Origin of the sequence: Enterococcus sp. DIV1059_2, from assembly GCF_051713685.1 — a bacterium.
Classification (GTDB): Bacteria; Bacillota; Bacilli; order Lactobacillales; family Enterococcaceae; genus Enterococcus_D; species Enterococcus_D casseliflavus.
On record NZ_JBIOQK010000001.1, the window covers coordinates 777,308 to 798,786 of the forward strand.

General features: G+C 38.0%; 18 protein-coding genes. 14 read left to right on the forward strand and 4 right to left on the reverse strand.

Annotation, left to right across the window (positions count from 1 at the left end; genetic code table 11):
- The first annotated feature begins 291 nt into the window (after window positions 1-291).
- The 6 genes from IGI72_RS03670 to IGI72_RS03695 all read left to right on the forward strand — a co-directional run bounded on the left by IGI72_RS03670 (window position 292) and on the right by IGI72_RS03695 (window position 7,945).
- Window positions 292-1,785 carry a helix-turn-helix domain-containing protein gene (locus IGI72_RS03670; RefSeq protein ID WP_438753190.1) on the forward strand — a complete coding sequence of 498 codons (1,494 nt, stop codon included), beginning with the start codon at window positions 292-294 and terminating at the stop codon, window positions 1,783-1,785.
- Between the two features lie 486 nt (window positions 1,786-2,271).
- Window positions 2,272-2,652: a DUF7006 family protein gene (locus IGI72_RS03675; protein WP_005225213.1), complete on the forward strand. Its 381-nt coding sequence runs from the start codon at window positions 2,272-2,274 to the stop codon at window positions 2,650-2,652.
- Window positions 2,653-2,850: 198 nt separating this feature from the next.
- Window positions 2,851-3,444, forward strand: coding sequence for an HD domain-containing protein (locus IGI72_RS03680; protein WP_438753192.1), 594 nt, complete (start codon window positions 2,851-2,853; stop codon window positions 3,442-3,444).
- Window positions 3,445-3,534: 90 nt separating this feature from the next.
- Complete coding sequence (locus IGI72_RS03685; protein ID WP_438753194.1) at window positions 3,535-3,900, forward strand: hypothetical protein; 366 nt, start codon at window positions 3,535-3,537, stop codon at window positions 3,898-3,900.
- Window positions 3,901-4,000: 100 nt separating this feature from the next.
- Window positions 4,001-4,357 (forward strand): RidA family protein, encoded by a 357-nt coding sequence (locus IGI72_RS03690; protein ID WP_015509114.1) that lies wholly within the window; start codon window positions 4,001-4,003, stop codon window positions 4,355-4,357.
- A 531-nt stretch (window positions 4,358-4,888) separates the two neighbouring features.
- Window positions 4,889-7,945, forward strand: coding sequence for a mucin-binding protein (locus tag IGI72_RS03695; protein WP_438753196.1), 3,057 nt, complete (start codon window positions 4,889-4,891; stop codon window positions 7,943-7,945).
- Window positions 7,946-8,152: 207 nt separating this feature from the next.
- Here the strand turns inward: IGI72_RS03695 and IGI72_RS03700 are convergent, their stop codons facing one another.
- The 3 genes from IGI72_RS03700 to IGI72_RS03710 form a co-directional block, all read right to left on the reverse strand.
- Window positions 8,153-8,503 (reverse strand): hypothetical protein, encoded by a 351-nt coding sequence (locus IGI72_RS03700; protein ID WP_015509116.1) that lies wholly within the window; start codon window positions 8,501-8,503, stop codon window positions 8,153-8,155.
- The gene (locus IGI72_RS03705; RefSeq protein WP_015509117.1) at window positions 8,493-8,732 is read right to left on the reverse strand and encodes a helix-turn-helix transcriptional regulator; all 240 of its coding nucleotides are present in this window, start codon (window positions 8,730-8,732) and stop codon (window positions 8,493-8,495) included. Before IGI72_RS03705 ends, IGI72_RS03700 begins: the two co-directional genes overlap by 11 nt.
- Window positions 8,733-8,880: 148 nt before the next feature.
- Window positions 8,881-9,201 carry a DMT family transporter gene (locus IGI72_RS03710; RefSeq protein WP_015509118.1) on the reverse strand — a complete coding sequence of 107 codons (321 nt, stop codon included), beginning with the start codon at window positions 9,199-9,201 and terminating at the stop codon, window positions 8,881-8,883.
- 494 nt (window positions 9,202-9,695) lie between these two features.
- On the opposite strand from IGI72_RS03710, the gene IGI72_RS03715 reads away from it, so the two are divergent.
- The 5 genes from IGI72_RS03715 to IGI72_RS03735 all read left to right on the forward strand — a co-directional run bounded on the left by IGI72_RS03715 (window position 9,696) and on the right by IGI72_RS03735 (window position 17,041).
- Entirely contained in the window at window positions 9,696-11,126 is a 1,431-nt protein-coding gene (locus tag IGI72_RS03715; protein WP_438753200.1) for a hypothetical protein, read from the forward strand.
- A complete protein-coding gene (locus IGI72_RS03720) occupies window positions 11,116-11,457 on the forward strand; it encodes a hypothetical protein (RefSeq protein ID WP_438753203.1) in 342 nt (113 codons plus the stop codon). The genes IGI72_RS03715 and IGI72_RS03720 overlap by 11 nt, the downstream gene beginning before the upstream one ends.
- 85 nt (window positions 11,458-11,542) lie before the next feature.
- Window positions 11,543-15,442: a Spy0128 family protein gene (locus tag IGI72_RS03725; RefSeq protein ID WP_438753205.1), complete on the forward strand. Its 3,900-nt coding sequence runs from the start codon at window positions 11,543-11,545 to the stop codon at window positions 15,440-15,442.
- Between the two features lie 206 nt (window positions 15,443-15,648).
- Entirely contained in the window at window positions 15,649-16,272 is a 624-nt protein-coding gene (locus tag IGI72_RS03730; protein WP_438753207.1) for an NAD(P)H-dependent oxidoreductase, read from the forward strand.
- A gap of 178 nt (window positions 16,273-16,450) precedes the next feature.
- Window positions 16,451-17,041 (forward strand): nucleotidyltransferase family protein, encoded by a 591-nt coding sequence (locus tag IGI72_RS03735; RefSeq protein ID WP_015509119.1) that lies wholly within the window; start codon window positions 16,451-16,453, stop codon window positions 17,039-17,041.
- 169 nt (window positions 17,042-17,210) lie between these two features.
- Here the strand turns inward: IGI72_RS03735 and IGI72_RS03740 are convergent, their stop codons facing one another.
- Entirely contained in the window at window positions 17,211-19,145 is a 1,935-nt protein-coding gene (locus IGI72_RS03740) for a BglG family transcription antiterminator (protein WP_438753210.1), read from the reverse strand.
- Between the two features lie 247 nt (window positions 19,146-19,392).
- Between IGI72_RS03740 and IGI72_RS03745 the strand changes: the two genes are divergently transcribed.
- The 3 genes from IGI72_RS03745 to IGI72_RS03755 are packed head-to-tail and all read left to right on the forward strand — an operon-like array spanning window position 19,393 to window position 21,293.
- Complete coding sequence (locus IGI72_RS03745; protein WP_005225261.1) at window positions 19,393-19,854, forward strand: PTS sugar transporter subunit IIA; 462 nt, start codon at window positions 19,393-19,395, stop codon at window positions 19,852-19,854.
- Entirely contained in the window at window positions 19,851-20,174 is a 324-nt protein-coding gene (locus IGI72_RS03750) for a PTS fructose transporter subunit IIB (RefSeq protein WP_005225262.1), read from the forward strand. Before IGI72_RS03745 ends, IGI72_RS03750 begins: the two co-directional genes overlap by 4 nt.
- Window positions 20,175-20,192: 18 nt before the next feature.
- Window positions 20,193-21,293, forward strand: a complete 1,101-nt coding sequence (locus IGI72_RS03755) for a PTS fructose transporter subunit IIC (RefSeq protein WP_015509121.1) — start codon at window positions 20,193-20,195, stop codon at window positions 21,291-21,293.
- The last annotated feature ends 186 nt before the right edge of the window (window positions 21,294-21,479 follow it).

Consider the following 21,479-nt stretch of genomic DNA (forward strand, 5'->3'; position numbering starts at 1 on the left):
ATACGGTTTTTTACTTTTATTATTATAAAATAATTTTTTGATAAATAGCGCTTTGGACTGTTTTGTCGTCTTAAACTAGCTGTTAGAAAGAGCAATGCTCTCCAGACGTAGTAACTCGTAGTTCTAAGTAGTTGTAGCCATGCTTTTGCTTATCCTAAATGATTCAGAAGGTGATAGTTTCAGAGACAGCTTCTTATAAAATGAAATAAGTAGTCAATGAATACACACTGAATGAAAATAGATTGTGAAAGGAGTATAATTACCTTAAAAATAAAGTTAAGAGGTATTATTATGTATAAATTTCTTTTAACTAAATTAGACCAAGATGTTTATGAATTGTTTGCGCATTTTTTTGAGCAGGCGGTGGAGCGTGAAAAACTAAATATTCTTGCTGAAAAGACTAACTTATCAAAACGAAGAATCGTCTTAGTTTTTGAGCGAGCACTCGATTTGCAAAAGGCGTATCCTTATTTTGAGATTGCGTTGCATGAAGGTAGAGAGATGACGCTTTATTTTGCGCCGAATTTTCTTTTGTCTAAGCTTTATTCGGTCATGCTAGCAGAAAGCATGCCATTTCAAATTTTAGACAGACTCTTTAGTGATAAATATGTGTCGCTGGAAGAAACCGCCCAACAACATTATGTCAGCAATCGCACGGTTCAAAGAAAACTAAAGGAAGTAGAAACGATTCTTGAAAATTATCACATTCGATTGAACCTAAAAAGAAAACCGCTTTTTGTGGGCGAAGAATACCGCATTCGGCATTTTTTCCACATCATGTATTGGCAGATCTATGATGCAACGAACGCGCGTTATAGTGGATTGACGAAACAAAGTGTCAGTACATTGAAGAAAAAGTTGACAAGTTATCCCAGTTTTTATCGCGGGATTGATCAGGAGAAATTTGTGCAATTGTTGGCATTGAGTATTTATCGTTTTAAAAGAGGCTTTCCTGTAAAAGAGATTCCTCAAGAGATGAGGGAGATGAGGCATCTGACGATTTCCTTTGAAGAATTTAAAGAAGAGCTCATCAAGCCATTGCTAAGAGACAATTTGATTCTAAATGGGCTTCCAGAAACAGAATTTCTCTTCTTGTATTATATGTTTTCTGTCATGACGACGTACTTACCTGAAGAGATTCCTAGTCAGTTAACAATTGGGGAACATTTTTCTCCACGAGCAATCGCTGCAGCAAGGCTATTTGCGGAAAATGCTCAGAAAGTTTTTCTCGTTTCTGAAAGCAATATTGATTATCTGTTGGTCAATGCCTTGAATATTCATTCGGTTTCGCTTCTTTTTGCATCGAAAAATAAGATCGATGCCTTTGGAAAAAGCACCACGGACAAAGATTATCGCCGTGTCTTCCCTAAGATTTTTCCGCTTGTTCAGGAGATGTACCAATCGTTAGCGCAACAATCATCAATTTTTTCAACCATGTATGAAGCGAACAATCGCTTGCTTTTTCAATATAGTATGCTTCTTTCTCTGGTAGCGAAAATTGATCGTTCTACGGTTCGTATTTTTCACGAATCAAAATTCGGAAAAATCCAAGAAATCAGACAAAAGGAACGATTGAAACGCTGGTTTGGGTACACACTTTCATTTGTTTCCGAAAATCCCGATTTTGTCGTGACAGATTATCCCGTCAATCGGCAAGCCTTTATTGACCAAAACCCCAACGTCCAATTTTTTAAATGGAATAGTTTTCCAACGGGGGATCGCTGGCTTGAACTGATTGAAGCAGTTGAAAAGTTCCAGAATGAGTTTAGTCAAAAACATACGTAAAACTGTGGATTTCACAGTATGAAAAAAAGGGAGGATTCTCAAAACCAGAGAATCCTCCCTTTTTTTAGTGGGAAGTGAAAAGTTTTGCACAGCGTTTCTCAGATTTCCTATGTAGTTTGTCAATCGCTCAATCGGCTCTTGGGCTTGTTTACTTTTATGAAACTAAAATTGATACGATCCAACCCGAAGGTATCTAACAGGACTTTATTTGCTTCTAACAAACAAATGATTGGCGTCTCCTTTCCTAAAAAACATGTAATAATGCAGGCATAAAGATCTCGGTCAACAGAAACGTTTTACGAAAAAGCGAAGCTAAGAAAAAGTGTTCGAATCCTCTATTTAACGAAATGCTAGTGATTTCAGCCTAAAGATCGATTTCCTTTCAATATTTCCATAGAGTACGCATCGACGTATTCGTTCCAACTATAAACATATAAACAGGATTTTACATAAGATTCACCAATAAATAGAACAGGAGGGCTAAAGATGGAGTCAGCATTTAAGATCCATTCAATGGAAGAATATTTAAACTTCTACATGGAGGAAACGGAGCGGCTTTTTTTCAAGGAAGAGTTTCCAGAACTCAAAGAGAAGATTCTTGCCAATTGCTTCGAAATCAAACGAGCGATCCAAGAAATCAATCACGAAAACTTTTTTGAACAGTATGCGAGAATCAATACATTAGAAGCAGAAATTTTGATTATTTTGGAATGCAGTGAATTGCGGGGGAGTGACAATGTGGTCCCTTTTGCTGAGGCAGAAATTTTGCAAGTGGCGAAACAAGATAGCAAAACCTATTTTAAAGAAAGATGTGGGCTGACATTGATCGCGCCTACGCCCCATTCATTGCATTTTTCCGTGGAGTAGTTGAAGTAACAACAAAGATCATTCGTGAGGAAAAAGTGTTATAGGAAGTTTGAAAGGAGCCTTTCATTAAGGTTTGTGCAGGAGTAATTGTTTTACCAAAAGAAAAGGCTGCAGTCTTTTTAGGCAACTTTGGAGGCATTGTGGAAAAAAGCTGTCCCTTTGATATAAATTCATTTAACAAATAATTGGAGGTCACAGATGAATGCAATAGAAAAGAGGATCCAGTTTATTGTCGAAGCTGACAAGCTTAAATCTATCCTTAGACAATCGACACTGATCTATGATAGAAACCAACGGGAAAATGATGCAGAGCACACCTGGCATTTGACATTATGTGCACTATTGCTTGCAGAACATGTCGCAACCGAAGGGCAAGTGGATTTGTTGCGAGCACTCAAAATGTTAATTATTCATGATATGGTAGAAATCGAAGCGGGTGATACCTATTGTTATGATGAAGCTGGGTACCTGGATAAAGAACAGCGAGAACGGGAAGCAGCTACAAGTTTATTTTCTACATTGCCGAGAGAACAATATGATGAATTTATGGCTTTGTGGGAAGCGTTTGAGGAAATGGCAACCGTAGAAGCAAAATATGCAGCGGCAATCGATAGGTTACAGCCGGTCTTGCAGATATACTACTGTGACGGGAATACCTGGTTAGAAAATAACATTGATGTTGAACGCGAATTAAAACGAAACGAGGTCATCAAAGAAATTATGCCAGAAGTTTGGGACTATGTTAGAAAACTTATAGATGATGCCGTAAATAAAGGTTGGCTGAAGCAATAAAGCAAAAATCAATAAGCTGTTAAACATGAGCCAAAGTAGAAGAGCATCATCAAAATGAAAACCAAATGTACTAGAAGAGAAGGAATGGTTATGAGTATCGGGGAAGTAGGGTATATTTTTACAAAGTATTTTATCGTAACAGTGTCTATTCTTACATCAATATATGGGGGCTATTGGGTATACTATGCCTTTGTCCAAACGAAAGATGAACAAGAAAAATCGCTTGTTTGCTACACGGCAGCAAAAGCATTCGGTGTCACTGCCCTCTTGTTTTTCCTCTATTATCTTTTACAGCTGATCGTAAAAGCCGCAAATGTAAATCAGCTGACAAGGCTTTGGCAGATTCTTCATTTTGGAAGTCGTGATGAGTTTTCTGTAGGAATGGCTCTTTCCATCATGATGGTGGTTCTAGGAGTTTTTCTTTTGGTTGAAAAACGAAACATTCATTTGCGGTAATCATTGAATTTCCTGTGTTTTGGCAAAACATAGGCATAGAAGTTTTTTTTATAAAAGTAGTGAAAAAAATGGCTCAAACGCAAAAGGAGTAAAGAAGAAAATGATAAAACGTTATGATATTAATGAGGAATGGGCGCTTTCGGGCGTGATCGAAGCAGGAAATTTTGTTTTTGTTGGCTATTGCGTGGGAAATATTGGCGAGCCGATCGAAAAGCAGATTGTAGGAGCACTGAAGCAATTAGAAGAGCGATTAAAATTGGTGGATTTAGCACTAGCAGATGTGGTAAAGATGGATGTACTTTTCAAAAATATTTTTGATATTCCGATTATGGAAAAGATTTTAAAAGAAACCTTCCATGGGAAATTTCCTGTTAGAAAATCGATTCAGACAGAATTTGCTCATTCTGGCGAGGTGGGGATTCTTTTTCAAATTGATGCGATAGCTTTTAAGGGATAGCGCGATAAAGGGAGTACATTTCGAAAACACGGAACGTCTCTTTATGGTTACCTATCGGCAAAAGTAATGGTAAGCCAGTGTTTTCTTGAATGACGGTGTTGCTTACGCTTCATTGATTAAAAAAGCAGACAAAGAAAAGGGGGCTGAGGAATCAGTCCTCTTTTTTTAATCTAACACATCTTTTTTAGAATCACGGAACTCTCATCAGTGTGGTAAGTTATTGAGAAGAAAGAGTTAAAAATAGAGTGTAGTCTGACAATAACGTGTTATTTATTTTATTTTGTATACACTTTTAGCGATCGCCCCCTTCATATTCCTTTATTTTCTTTTTATAAAATAGGACTTTTTTTGTATTTTTCAAGCCGTTTATTGTCGTGTCCTGATCCGAGAACCATGTAATAATGCAGGCATAAGGAATGAGAACAACGAACGTATTACATAGAAGTAAGAAGTAGTTGTCAACGGGCAGCTTTTTTGCATTGGGGAGAGTGTCGCTGCGCTTATTCACTTAAATTGAAAGAGGGAACAGTAATGAAAAAATCAGCGAAGCAAGAACTATTGTCGCGTCTTCTTGTTAGTTCGTCAGTGTTTATTTTGGGAAGCCCAATTGTTACACAAGCAGTTGTTAGCATCCCTGCTGCGGCCGAAACAATCAGCACTTCAGAGATAGAGGAAGCAACACTGAGTACGAGTGAGAATCTTTCTGAACAGCAAGTTTCCGAACCAGCAGTAACGGAGGAAACGACCACTTCTGAAACGGGGAGCAAAGAAAAAGCAGTTGAACAAGAAACTGAACAAGAAACAGTCGAGTCAACTCAAGTAGAAGAAACGGAATCTGATCAGCGAACAGAACAGTCTGCAGAAAACGCCAGTACAGAAGAAGACACAGAAAGCAGTATGGCGGCTGATGAGAGTCAGGAAGTAAAATCTGCGCTAGCAGAAAATATATTGTGGACGGGCATGTGGGGGACTGCGCCAGCAACATTAGATATTGAAGGGTTTTTGACTGTAGGAGCAGGTACATTAACAACTGCGGTGGATCAAGTGATTCCTTTAACGGAAGAACTTAAAAATATGGTCATAAAAAAAGTTATTCTCACAGCACCAGTCATTCTACCAGCAGATGTGCCAGGTCTGTTTGAAAGTACCTCTCATGATGGGAAAGTCCCTTCAGAGTTGGATGAAATTGTAGGACTGACTTTTCTTGATACGAGTCAAGCGACCACAATGAATAATATGTTCTATGGCTTTCGAGGATCATCGCTAGATTTGTCGAACTTTGATAGCAGTAGTGTAATAAGCTCATTGGGAGCAGGGATGAACGAATTTTTAGGCAATGCTTTGTACTTAAAGGAATTAAAGTTGGGGCCGAATTTTAGTTTTGTTGGGTGGAAAAATTCGTCAAGTAATCCCTATCCGGTCAATTTGTCAGAGCCTAGTGACATGTATGGCTTTCATTCCAGTTACTATACAGGATATTGGCAAAATGTTGGAAATGGAACAGTTGATGCGCCTTATGGCGATTATGTCTACTCATCAAAAGATCTTGTTATGTCCTACGATGGCGCGTCTATGGCGGACACTTATGTGTGGCAGCCTCATCACATTGAGGCCGCACCAGTTACGGTCAATTACTTAGATGAAGATGGCAATGAATTATTGCCCCCGAATGTACTGACTGGCGGAAATATTGGCGATACAATTGAAGTTGTTCCTGAAGATATTCCTAACTATACATTGAAGGAAGTCCATGGTGATGAGAAGGTTGTCTTTAGTAATGTTCCGCAAACGGTCACGTATATCTATAGTCCCTTGATAGAAACCAAGGAAGAAAGGAAAATTGTCGCACGAATCATTCACTATTTGCATGAAGACGGTACGGAAGCTGCTCCAGATCATGTAGATACAGTTGAATTTACTCGAGAAATAAGGACGAATCTAGCCACTGGCGAAGAAACGTTCGGTGAATGGCAAGCAAGAGATGATGATACGATATTTGATTTAGTCAAAAGTCCGGAGATAGCCAACTACTATACAGACAGGGATTTTATTGATGAAGTCATGGATGTAAAGGCCGATTCAGAAGATATTGAAGAATTTGTCATTTACTCGCCAAAGATAGTCGAATCAACGGAAACAAAAGAAGTCAAGCGAATGATCCATTATGTGTATGAAGATAGTAAACAAGCCGCACCAGACAAAGTAGACACGGTCACCTTCACACGGACAGTTACAACGAATGAAGCAACAGGTGACAAAACTTTTGGTGAATGGCAAGCCAAAGATGATGATACAACGTTTGATGAAATGAAAAGTCCCGAAATCAAGAACTACCATGCAGACAAAACAAGCATTGACGAAGTTACAGGTTTGACAGCTAACACCAAAGACTCCGAAGTAACTGTTACTTACTCGCCAAATATGACTGAGTCAACAGAAACTAAAGAGGTCAAGCAAACGATCCATTATGTGTATGAAGATAGTAAACAAGCCGCACCAGACAAAACGGACACTATTACTTTTATACGAACTGTCACAATGAATGAAGCAACCGGTGACAAAACTTTTGGTGAATGGCAAGCCAAAGATGATGATACAACGTTTGATGAAGTACAAAGTCCTGAAATCAAGAATTATCACGCAGACAAAACAAGCATTGACGAAGTTACAGGTTTGACAGCTAACACCAAAGACTCCGAAGTAACTGTTACTTACTCACCAAATATGACTAAGTCAACAGAAACTAAAGAGGTCAAGCAAACGATCCATTATGTGTATGAAGATAGTAAACAAGCCGCACCAGACAAAACGGACACTGTTACTTTTACACGAACTGTCACAACGAATGAAGCAACAGGTGACAAAACTTTTGGTGAATGGCAAGCCAAAGATGATGATACAACGTTTAATGAAATGAAAAGTCCCGAAATCAAGAACTACCACGCAGACAAAACAAGCATAGATGAAGTCACAGGTTTGACTGCAGAATCAGAAGATCTTAAAGTAACTGTCACTTACTCACCAAATATGACTAAGTCAACAGAAACTAAAGAAATCAAGCAAACGATTCATTATATGTATGAAGACGGCAAAGAAGCCGCCCCAGACAAAGTCGACACGGTCACCTTCAAGCGGACAGTGACAACGAATGAAGCAACAGGTGAAAAAACTTTTGGTGAATGGCAAGCGAAAAACAATGATACGACCTTTGATGCGGTGAAAAGCAAGAATATTGATGGCTACACGGCAGATGTTACGACGGTCAAAGAACAAACAGGATTGACTGTGGAAGATGAAGATAGGGAACTGACTGTGACGTATATAAAGAATCCAACCGATCCGACAGACCCATCAAAAGAGCCAAGCAACACACCAAATGATCAGACAAATCCAGAAGCTACGACATCGTCTACTGATAAGGAACCAACGACTAAAGTACCAGAAACAACAAAAACAGCAACTAGTGAAAAAATTCTTCCAAAAACTGGGGAACAAGCAACGCCGTACGGTTTGTATGGAGGAGCGGCATTGGTTGTCGCATCACTATTAGGTCTCTTTATGAAACGCTCAAAAAGAAAGAGTGAGTAAGAAGGATCGAAGAAACGCTTGAAGAAGATTTGATCGAGTGTTGCTTATACTAAATTAGAGGTAGGAAACTGCAAACAATTTTCGAATGTGACGATTGTTTGCAGTATTTCTGCTTTACTTCTGCGAATAAAAAGTGAGTGATCTATGAACAGGTACTGATCACAGAAAAAAACTCGGTTCCCATCTTAAAGGGACCGAGTTTGTTTTTTATAAAAATTGTTTTCTATACTGATAAACCAAACTCAGCCCGCTCACTATAAAAGCCAGAGCATACTTGTAAAGGAAAAACTGATTCCACATGTAATCTTTTGGAAAGAGAATGTCTAAAAAGACGATCGTTAGCAGCATCGCAATGGTGGAGATGTAATAGATTTTTTGCGAATGTTCATCTTCTTTGCCAATTTTTTTAGTGTAAACATAAACCAAAGCAATGCCAAAAATCAGTAAAAGCATGCCGATACCTAGCAATAGGTTCCAGTTGGCATTAGAATATTCTGCCCAAGTTTTCAGACGGTAAAATAATGCGCTGGGAATATCTGAAAGTGATTTAATGACCATATTTCCTCTCTCCTTCTGTATAAGTAAATAAATCAGTGATGTCCACTTGAAAAACGTTCGCTAGACGATAGGCTAATAAAAGCGTTGGCGTATAGTTGCCTTTTTCCATGACAAAAATCGTTTGTTTTGAAACACCTACTTTGTCCGCAAGTTCTTGCTGAGTAAGCCTAGCTAACACCCGATATTCATATACTTTATTAGCAATAGAGTCGCCAAAATCTTCCTTCAAACGATCACCTCCCAAAATCATTGTAAACCATAGTTATATAAAAGTAAAGTTTAATTATACTAAAACTAACTATATCTATACTGAAACTGAATGAATTGCCATAAAATAGCCGCCAGAAATGAACTGACGGCTGTTTTTTTAGATATCATCAATGTCCGCTGGTAAACTTGATGCCCAAAATCCCGACTATTAATAAAGCAACGAACACCCAAGTCAGAAGGGATAGCTGATCTTTGAAGAACACGACGCCGATAATGATCGAACCAACTGCGCCTATCCCTGTCCAAACGGGGTAAGCAATACTTAATGGTAAGTTTTTTACCGCTAAAGCCAGGAAGCCAAAGCTGAAAATCATTCCGAGTAGTGTAGAGACACTATACCAAAAGTGGGTAAATCCATTACTTAGCTTCATAGTCGAAGCCCATACCACTTCAAAAAAGCCGCCTAAAAATAAATACATCCATGTCATATACTTTTTCCTCCTCAAAAAAAATAAGCATCCAGTAAACTCTTCAAGGACCTAATGAGTTTACCAAACACTTCTATCACCCGGTGGTGGTTTGGATATTGAATTAATGGAACAATAAGAAAATCTTAGCTGAAAGGAAGCAATTTGTCAACGAGTTGCGAGTACCTCTATTAAGTTGTTTCTAGAATGAATATTAGCTTTGTAGTTAACGATAGTCGATGAGATAAATTCTTAATCAATTTGCCTTTTTGTCAAAAATTAAATGGCGACAAGGGGGAAATATGAATATGAAAAAAATAGATGATAAGAAAACTAATTATCGTTCATCTGCTAATGACGTATGAGCATATGTAGTTCAACTTTCTAATTACATGAATTAAATTAAAATTACTATATTTTTTTTAAAAATAAAAAAAATAAGTAATTTTGTTTAAAAAAGCTTATACTACTTTTTGACTAATCTTGTAAACTTATATTAGGGAGGACGTATTTCTATGTTGTCAGAAGAGCTGTTGATTGAGAGGTATCGTTATGAGTGGGTAATTCTCAAATACATTGAGAATTACAAAAATCATTATTGTACCGTTTCAGAATTAAGTAAGATTTTGGCTATTTCTGTCTATAAAGTTGAAACTTATATAGATGAATTGAATACGCATTTGTACTTAATTTCTAAAGACACTGAAATTTGTATAAAAAAATCTGGAGAAATCAGTTGCGCTAATCTCGATTACGTAACAGTAAAAAAAATAAGAATTAAGTTCATTAGAATTTGTGAGCTGTTTAACATTTTGGATAATTTCTTCATCAGTGAGATTCCTATGAAAAAGCAAGTCGGATTACTACACAGTAGTCAGACTGCTAGTTACGTGAAATTTCGCCATTTAAAATCTTTATTAAATGAAGAAAATATACTGATTAAAAAGAACAGAATTATTGGGGAGGAGTTAAACGTACGCAGTATATTATTTAGTACGTATTATGAGTTATTTAACGGTATTGAAAATCCTTTTCCAAAAGAAATTCGTCAATTGACCGATAAAATTATAAAGCAATTTTCATCGCAGTATTTATTAATAATCCCTAAAACAAAAGAAATTAAACTAACTATGTTTATTAGTATTTGGTTCATTCGACTGAAAAATAAACATTTTATACAAGAAACTTATGTGGATTATGGGAAAAATGATTTTACGAAGTGGTTAAAAAAAACGTTAACTATGGACTTTTCGATTAGCGATAAGCAGATTGAAAAAGAAATTGGTTATTTTTTGATGTTCTGTCATTTTGAAATCGACAATGAAAAATTTATTAAGAAGTTCATGACGTTTGACATGCATGAAGAAGCTGATAAGTTGACTCAAAAATTTATTTCTATGTTTTTTGATACATTCCAATACGTAATAAAAGATGATTTTATAGAGAATGAACTAACAAATATACATATTAAGTGGTTAGTTTATCGCTTTAAAAATCAGTCGTTTATTGTTCGAGGGAAGTTCAATTATTTTCAAGAAACCAATCCAGCAATCGATAAATTTATTCGAAAATTTTTTCTGGAAATAGAAAAATCCGTTTTTTTTCAGTCTGAATCAGAGAAAAATAAACTTTACTATGACTATCTTTTCTTACTAGTTACGCGGCTACCCATGGAAGAAATTGAGGCACCTTTAAATGTTTGTATTGATTTTTCACATGGGAATAATTATAACGACTATATAAAAATGATGCTACAGTCATTACAATCGATGAATCTTATCTTTGAAGCCAAAATCAGTAATAATACCAAGTTATTTCTTTCGGATTGTGCGATGGATAAATTGAACTGCGAACAACTTATTTGGAAAAAACCGCCAACGTCCAACGATTGGAAGGAATTGGGAGAGTTGCTAGTGCAACTAAAGGAGGGAACATTTGAAAGATAAATATTTTACATGGGTAGTACTACCCTTTTTCCTAATCAATCAAATAAGTTTTTTGCCTAAAGATAAAACTAAGGAAGAAGTACCAGTATATGCGTTTGAAATAGGTTCAGATGATAACGAAATCGTTGTTGAGAATGATTCAGAAAAATTAGCAAAATACAGAAAACAAAAGGAAAATTTCCTCTCAATTGAGCAACAATTAACAATGTTAACGGAACAACCTTATTTGCCTTCAAATGAAAAACCCATCTATTTAGGAAAAATTTTAGAAAGTATGTCTGGAGGAATTTTATATGGAAGAAAGTACACGGAATATTTGCATAAAAGATAGTAGTTGAAATAGATGAATCTTATAGCAACGGTATAAAAATGTCAGTATGCAACACATTAATAGTATAGAAAAGGAATCGGTGAATATGAAAAGAAGAATTTCTACTTATTTTAGCCTTTTAGTAATTGTAACATCTATCTTAGTTGCGCCATTACACGCGATTGCTGAAATGAGTTTTGGTGAAACCCAAACTACACAAGCTACAAGTGAAACGAGTGATGTAACAAATATAACAAGTGAGTCACAAAGTGAAACATCAACCACCACATCAAGTGGATCGGTAGAATCTACAGATTTACAGAATACAGAGGTACAATCAGATCTTAAATCAGAAACTTTACAGACTTCGGAGAAACAATCAAGAGCGCCAACCATTGCTCCAATTTCAGCAGTTGATGATGTGATCACTTCCTTTAGTATCACGGATGAAAATGGAGATCCTCTGACGGAAGCTGTTGGACAGTGGGAGACATTTCGAATCAATGGGACGTTTGATCTACCAAATAACCAAGTAAAAGAAGGGGATACGACAACGATCACCTTACCGTCTGAACTTAGATTTGGTAGTAACGAATCGTTTGAACTAAAAGATTCGAACGGAAACATCGTCGCCAATGCAACCGTTCTGTCAGATTCAAAACAGATTATTCTGACCTATACAGATTATGCAGAAACCCATTCAGATATACATGGCTCTTTTTATTTTTACGCGGGCGTTGATTCAACAATTGTTCAAGAGGAACAGACAATCACGACGACGATTGATGTTGAAGGAACGACCTTTCCAATTGAAATTGATTATGCCGGTATAGATACAACCACATATCCTTTAACGAAATCTGGTTGGTTTACAGACGGAAGTGATCAAACGATTCAATATTATGTTGCCATCAATCGAAGTAGCGGTAACTATCCTGATGCTACAATCACCGATGCGATAAATAGTCAGGCTGTCACTTATGTTCCAGGTTCGTTCATTATTTATAAAGGAAAGTGGCAATTAAATGCTGCTGGAAATGATTGGGAATTAGTAAATCGTGTCAACGTGACTGGAGATTATGAAATCAATGTTTCTAGTGATCAACGATCATTCTCAATAGATTTTGGAGATATTGGTAGTGAAGATCAATATGCAATTTACTATAAAGCAGAACTAGCCTATACGCCTGTTGATGGAGAGAATATCGTTAATACGGCTGTATTGACATCAAATGACGTAGTGATAAAGGATGGCGTTGCCTATACAAATTACCAAAAAGGAGGAGGCGAAGCCGAAGGATATAATTACACGGTAAGTATTCTTAAAACGAATGAATCAGGGGAAGTTCTTTCTGGTGCACAATTTGAAGTTCTACGTGAGTCAACGGGACAAGTTGTAGGAAAATTGACAACAGATGACGAGGGGCGAGCTTCTATCAATGATCTTCTGAAGGATAATTATACGATAAAGGAAATAAAAGCTCCTGCGGGTTATGAATTATTGGATCAGGTACTAACTGTTACTCCAAGCGACTTTGGTAACGATAAAGAAGTGACGAAAAATGTTGTAAACAAGAAAATAGAAAAACCTGTCGCTTTGACTCTAGAAGCAAGTAAAGAATTGACTGGCAAAGCACTAAGTGCAGATGAATTTCAATTCCAGCTGTTGGACGAACAAGGGGAAGTGCTCCAAACCAAGACCAATGATGCCAACGGAAAAATTTACTTCGATGCAATCGACTATGACCAAGCAGGGACATACAAGTATACGATCCGAGAAGTCGTAGGGACAGATAGCACGATCACCTACGATGATACAGTCTACCACGTGACCGTAAATGTGGAAGACCAAACAGGGCAATTAGTGGCAAGTCCAAGCTATGAAGGCAGTGCTGTTTTTAAAAATAGCTACAATCCCGCAAAAGGAAGTGCGGTTCTAGAAGCAAGTAAAGAACTAGCTGGCAAAGCACTAAGTGCAGATGAATTTCAATTCCAGCTGTTGGACGAGCAAGGGGAAGTGCTTCAAACCAAGACCAATGATGCCAACGGAAAAATTTACTTCGATGCGATCGACTATGACCAAGCTGGCACATACAAGTATACGATCCGAGAAGTCGTAGGGACAGATAGCACGATCACCTATGATGACACAGTCTATCATGTAACGGTAAATGTGGAGGATCAATCGGGGCAATTAGTGGCAAGTCCAAGCTATGAAGGCAGTGCTGTTTTTGAAAATAGCTACAATCCCGCAAAAGGGAGTGCGGTTCTAGAAGCAAGTAAAGAACTGACTGGCAAAGCACTAAGTGCAGATGAATTTCAATTCCAGCTGTTGGACGAACAAGGGGAAGTGCTCCAAACCAAGACCAATGATGCCAACGGAAAAATTTACTTCGATGCAATCGACTATGACCAAGCAGGGACATACAAGTATACGATCCGAGAAGTCGTAGGGACAGATAGCACGATCACCTATGATGACACAGTCTACCACGTGACCGTAAATGTGGAAGACCAAACAGGGCAATTAGTGGCAAGTCCAAGCTATGAAGGCAGTGCTGTTTTTAAAAATAGCTACAATCCCGCAAAAGGGAGTGCGGTTCTAGAAGCAAGTAAAGAACTAGCTGGCAAAGCACTAAGTGCAGATGAATTTCAATTCCAGCTGTTGGACGAGCAAGGGGAAGTGCTTCAAACCAAGACCAATGATGCCAACGGAAAAATTTACTTCGATGCGATCGACTATGACCAAGCTGGCACATACAAGTATACGATCCGAGAAGTCGTAGGGACAGATAGCACGATCACCTATGATGACACAGTCTATCATGTAACGGTAAATGTGGAGGATCAATCGGGGCAATTAGTGGCAAGTCCAAGCTATGAAGGCAGTGCTGTTTTTGAAAATAGCTACAATCCCGCAAAAGGGAGTGCGGTTCTAGAAGCAAGTAAAGAACTGACTGGCAAAGCACTAAGTGCAGATGAATTTCAATTCCAGCTGTTGGACGAACAAGGGGAAGTGCTCCAAACCAAGACCAATGATGCCAACGGAAAAATTTACTTCGATGCAATCGACTATGACCAAGCAGGGACATACAAGTATACGATCCGAGAAGTCGCAGGGACAGATAGCACGATCACCTACGATGATACAGTCTACCATGTAACCGTGAAAGTGGAAGACCAAACAGGGCAATTAGTGGCAAGTCCAAGCTATGAAGGCAGTGCTGTTTTTAAAAATAGCTACAATCCCGCAAAAGGGAGTGTGGTTCTAGAAGCAAGTAAAGAACTAGCTGGCAAAGCACTAAGTGCAGATGAATTTCAATTCCAGCTGTTGGACGAGCAAGGGGAAGTGCTTCAAACCAAGACCAATGATGCCAACGGAAAAATTTACTTCGATGCAATCGACTATGACCAAGCAGGGACATACAAGTATACGATCCGAGAAGTCGTAGGGACAGATAGCACGATCACCTACGATGATACAGTCTACCATGTAACCGTGAAAGTGGAAGACCAAACAGGGCAATTAGTGGCAATTCCAGCGTACCAAGAATCGATTATTTTCAAGAATACTTATGTATCACCAAAACTTGGGAAAGTAACTCTGAAAAAAGTAGACAGTGAAACAGGAAAGCTACTGGCAAATGCAGAGTTTGAGCTGCGAGATTCGAAAGGAAATATTGTACAAAAAAACATAGTTACGAGCAAAGATGGAAAGGTTGAGATAAGTAATTTAGAAGTAGGAGAGTATCAGTTGATTGAAACCAAAGCACCGAGTGGTTATCAAATTGATAAAACACCGATCAAATTTTCAATAAATGATCGTTCAATTAAAGCAACCAGGGAAAAAGTGTTGGAGAAAGAAAATGATAAACTGAAGAAATCGAATAATGAGACATTACCTAAGACAGGAGAGGCTTTCAATCCATTATATGGATTAATTGGATCATTTTTGATCTTTATTTTCGCACTGTTGGCTTTCAAAAATAAAAAAAGTAAGAACTAGTTTTACTCGTGTTTGATTAAACACATACGAAGAATTGAATTCGTATAGAGTTAATACCAATAACTTTGGAATACAGTTCTTTGATAGATAGGTACTATTTTGAAGGAAGAAGTTGATAAATTCACTTCTTCTTTTTTTACTATATGATCTTTCTTTAAGATATGAGATGATTAGTGAACCAAAAAGTGTACACTAAGGAGGATAAAATGATGGTATTGATTGTTAATGGCCATCCTGATAAAGCAAGTTTTTGTTCAGAGATATACAAAGTATATAAAGAAAATATTGATGCGAGTAGTCATGATATTGCTCATTTAAATTTAGGAGAACTATTTTTTGATCCAGTATTACGCTATGGTTACCGCACACGTATGACTGTTGACCCAATCATAGAAGAATCGCAAAAACTGATTCAATGGGCTGATCATCTTGTTTTTATATACCCTATTTGGTGGAGCTCCATGCCGAGTCTCCTAAAAGGATGGATTGACCGAGTCTTCACACCAGGTATCGCTTATTCCTCGAATTACTCTGGATTTTTCTTGATGAACTACATACGCGGAAGACAATTCAAGAAGCTTTTAAGTGGCCGAACTGCAGACATTATTGTAACGAGCAAGGCTCCTACCTTTTTCTATAAAATATTTAGTGGTCCAATTAGTGTTCCTGATAGTTACGGTATATCTGTATTAAAAAATGCAGTCCTGAGTCATTGTGGAATAAAAACAAAAAAAAATCTTGTGCTGGGAAATATGAGACGAGAAAGTAATACGATAGAAACAAGGTTGAAATTTTTACAAGCAGTTGAAAAAAGAGCAAAAGGTCTATGAAGTTAAGTAGAGGGTATGCTAATTCCAAATTTAGCGGAGGCAAATCTTTTTATGAGTTATATTTATAATTCAAGAGTACTTTGTGCAACCAATATGTATTAAGTGAAATTTAATGTGAAAAACCGAAACGAAAAGATTAGGATAAACAGTGTAGAAAGCTTCAGATAGGAGAAGAACAATGTATCAGAATAAGAGTCTAGCTATTCAAGAAACGGTATTGATTAATATTTTGAAAAAAGATACTACTCTTTACAAGATCATTAAAGATGTCTCGGCTTTAGGTATTCCAAACCTCTATGTCGGTGGAGGAAGTGTCACGCAGTCTGTATGGAATCATCTTTTTTCTAAGCCCATCGGTTACGGAATAAGTGATGTGGATATCGTTTATTTTGACACAGATTTGAGTCAAGAGAAAGAACGCATGGTACTAGAACAAATAGTGGAAACTACTAAACAAAATCAATATGCGCTGGATGTAAAGAATGAGGCAAGGGTGCACCTATGGTATGAAGAAGAATTCGGGTTTTCTATTCCCGCATATACCTCTACTGAAGAAGCGATCAGTACTTGGCCCAGTACTGCAACCTCGATCGGTGTTTTTTTTGATCAGGAAAGCAAGCTCCAGGTTTTTGCCCCTTATGGCATGTATGACCTCTTTTCTGGGATAGTAAGACCAAACAAAGCGATGATTTCCCGGGAAGTTTATGAAAAAAAGATTGAAAAATGGTGTTCGAAGTGGCCAGAACTTAATGTGATTGGCTGGCAGTAACAACTGGTGAACATAGTGATTTATGCATTAATCTTTGAATAGAAACTGTTTGATTTTTAACATATGTCTATCGTTCATGATTTCAGAAACCTTCTATTCCTTAACCATAGTTTGCATGCATTTCACAAAAGTTAGAATCAACAAAAGGAGCTGGATTCCCCAGCTCCTTTTATAATTGCTTTATACAGCTCAAAAAGTGGTGATAGTCACTATTTTGCAGGATTGCTTGTTGAATATCTTCACGATCCATCAACTCTAATAAAAGACTATAGATTTCTTCGGTATCTTCATATTCGTCTTTTTGAATCGCAAAGAGAAAGACGAATTTAACCAAATCACCATTTCCCCAATCAACGCCGTCAGGAATGATCGCCACTGAAACGGCTGAGCGTTTTGCCATCAAGGTCATGGGATGGGGGATAGCAAGCCACTCGTTAATATTGGTCTGATTGATTGCTTCTCGTTTTTTCACACTATCATAAAAATCTTGGGGCACAAAATCTTTTTGGTACAATTGCTGCGCCATTTTCTTTAGTAAGGTTTCTTTATCTGCATGATTTTCATGAAGAAAAAATGCTTTTTGAAACAATGAATAGATACCATCTTTTGATTCACTGAGCGTTTCAATGAACGGTTCGATTTTGCCAATTTCTTTATCTAGCTTGGCCATGTTGATGTAAATAGAAGGAACCGAGAACTGTTCTAATGGAACGGTTGTGATCACAAAATCAATGGCAGAAAGATCACATTGTTGTAGCTCGACGTAAGAAAAGCGATCAACGACTTCGATCGTTTCTTGATAGTGTTTGATAATTTTTGCTTCAATAATACGACTCATGGCTCGACCGGTTCCGCAAACAAGGATGACGCGATGTTTATGATGATTTCTGATGGAACTCCTTTCCATAGCACCTGCGATGTGCAAAGCGATATAGCCGATCTCATCAGGAGAAAAATAAAAACCGTGTTTCAGGCTTACCGTTTCTAAATGAGTCAAACATAAATCATAAGCCTGTGGAAAAGATTTTCTGATCGTTGCCAGCAATGGATTGCTACGGCGTGCATCCATTAGATTCATGTTGATAAAGCCCTCAATATGAGATGTCAAATCGTCTATTAGCATCTTGTCTGTCTCTAACGCATAGTTTGACGTCTGTTTGATCGCAGTTAATAATTCTTCCACAATGGCTTTCGCAGTTTTCGTGGAAGAATCGCTTGCATCGCCTGTTTCAACTAAACGTGGTGCATTCATCGCAAGATAGTAAATGAAGTATTGTTTTTCTCCAGCAGTCAATTGTATATCAAATGCATGATCGATTTCTTCTAAGAAGTGACCAACAACTTTCTGGGCGTCTTCTTTGAGCGCGGGCACGTGCAAGGGAAATTCGTTGATCTGATGGCCAGCTATAAAGCGACTGATTGCTAAAGCAAAATGAGAAAGAATGTTTTTATGATAGTAGTCAGAGTCTAACAAGTCTAAGGGCGCCAGATGATTTAATGACAATTCTTGCAAGCGGGTCAGATCAATCGTATCAAACAACTCAAGTTCCATTTCCGTAAAACCCACCAAATACTCTTGGAGATCTTTTTCAATCAAAAGATCACTGATTGCTTGTCGCTTGGCGAATTCGTTACCCAAGACTTCAAAGCCAATATTTGGACGATTTACTATTTTTAATTGATAGGTCGCTAAATTGTCTCGAGCCGTTTTTAAGTATGAGTAAAAGGTGTTTTTACTAATAAATAATCGATCAAGAAAATCATCTAAGGATAAAGGGTTTACATTCTTAAATAAAAGGAAAAGTAGATAGGCTTGTCGTTCTTCACTCGTAGTTAGAAAGGACTCGGTAGTCGACATACTTTCAGTCCACCAGTCATGAAATCGTTCTTTTGAACCAATAGACAACAAATAGCCTTGCCCTCGAATCAACTTGATGGAGGCACCCACATTTGTTAACAAATCATTCAAATTTGCAATGTCGGTCCGAACCGTTCGCTCAGAAATCGAGAAGCTTTTTGTTAACTCCTTCATTGGTAGCGGCGCCGTTTGTCTAGTTAATACTTCCATTAGATCATCTAATCGTTGATAAGCAAGTTTTGACACTTGTTTCACCTCCGTGCTCTTTCTCATCATACAATAGAAAGAATAAGAATGAAATGCTTCACCAGTACCGAAAATTTCCAGAAGAGTTGGCAATCATTTTGGAAAACGCTTTACTAATGATTGCCACTTGAATTGGAAATTTGTTGTGTTTACATCGTGAATTAGAAACCGTAAATTAAACGTGTACAGAAAATAAACCACACGAATTACGATAATGGTTTCATAATAAAGGAAAGGAGCAGATGAGATGGATTTTCAGAAAAAAAATATTCTCTTGAATGTGGCTGTTACATCAAAAGAAGAACTGTTTCACGTAATTGCGCATCATGCCTATGAATCAGGGATCGTTACCAATGCAGCAGATACATGTGCGGCATTCATTGAACGGGAAGCACAATATTCAACCGGCTTACAAGAAGGCTTTGCTATTCCACATGCAAAAGCTGAACCGGTTTTGGAACCGACCGTTTTGTTTATTCGTTTAGAGCAAGCCATCGAATGGGAAACCTTCGATGATTCGGCAGTCAAAAATGTGTTTGCTTTGATGGTTCCTAAAAAAGATGAAGGAACGGTGCATCTGCAAATGTTGAGTCGCCTAGCAACCGCATTGCTTGAAGAGACATTCATCCAGCAGATTCAACAATCAGAAGACAAAGCTTATTTAGCAGAATTGATCAAAAAGGAAATGATGGGAGAGAAAATTGTATGAAAATAGTAGGAATTTCCGCCTGTCCAGCTGGATTGGCACATACACCGATGGCGGCAAAAGCTTTAGAAAAAGCTGGTGTGAAACTTGGCTATGAGGTCAAGATCGAACAGCAAGGCTCATTAGGGCAAGTCAATGAGATCACTGCAGCCGAAGCAAAAGAAGCGGATTTCTTGCTTTTAGCGACTGACCAAAAAGTTGTTGGGATGGAACGGTTTGAAGGAAAACCGCAAATTCGAGTAAATATCAATACGTGTATCAAGGCACCGGAAGCGGTGCTGAAGAAATGTGTAGCTGCTGTTGAACAAAGAAACGCAAACTAAAGGAAAGAGGCAAGGATGATGAAAAGAGTTCTAGCAGATTTAAAAGGCCACTTGATGAGTGGAATTAGTTTTGTACTGCCATTGATTATTGGTGCTTCACTGGTTGTTGCCATTCCGAAAATGATTGCTCTTGGTATGGGGATCACAAGCTTAGATCCTTATGCTGACACGGAAGGCTTTAAACATGCGCTTTATTTGATTGAACAAGTAGGGTGGACAGGAATCGGCTTAATCAATACTGTCTTGGCTGGTTTTATCGCGTATTCTGTTGGAGATAAGGCTGCGCTAGGTGCCGGCTTTATCGGTGGTGCAGTCGCTTCTAGCACCAATGCTGGGTTTTTAGGGGCAGTTATTGCTGGGTTCTTAGCAGGATACTTAGTGAAGTGGGCGAAAGAACATATCAAATTACCGGAGTCGTTTGCTGGGGTGATGCCGTTGGTAATTTTACCTTTGATTGCTACATTGTCCGTAGCAATCGTCATGGGCGCCTTACTCTCTGAGCCATTGGCGTGGATCAATACTAGTTTGGTTGAATGGATCCGAACCATGATTGAAAATGACGTTAACAAAATTTTACTGGCAGTCATCATGGGGGCAATGATTGGCTCTGACTTAGGGGGACCTGTAAACAAAGCTGCTTGGATGGCAGGAAATGTGTTACTAGCGGAAGGAGTCTATTTACCAGCCATCATCGTGAACGTTGCGATTTGTGCGGTACCATTTGGATATGCCTTAGCAACTTTGTTCCACAAAAATCGATTCAACAAAGAGCTACTGGATGCTGGGCGTAATAACTTTATTATGGGGTTCATCGGAATCACAGAAGGAGCAATTCCTTTTACATTAGTCAATCCATTACGGCTTGTGCCGATCAACATGTTGGGAGGTGCAATTGCTTCTGGTTTGGGGATCGCATTAGGAATGTATGACAAAATGCCACCAGTTGGGGGAATCTACGGCTTCTTCACTGTTGGAAACGGTTGGGCGTATTTGATTGGACTATTTGCAGGAGCAGCCTTCATCGGTTTTGTCGCGCCTTTATTCGTGAATTTCAATAAGCAAGAAGAACAAACAGAAGATATTGCCCTCGATGATATTGAAGTGAGCTTTGAAAACTAAGCAACAAGGCTGATTAGCTAAATAGTAGCAAAAGAAAAGGCACGATCAGGTGATTTTTCAAGAACGGTTTAAGGTATCTGACAAGGACAAGATTTGGGGAAGAAAACAAGAGTATTTGAAGAGAAACGATTTTCAAAATTCGAAGCATTTATGTAAGGATCAAATGATGCGTACCAGATGGTAAAA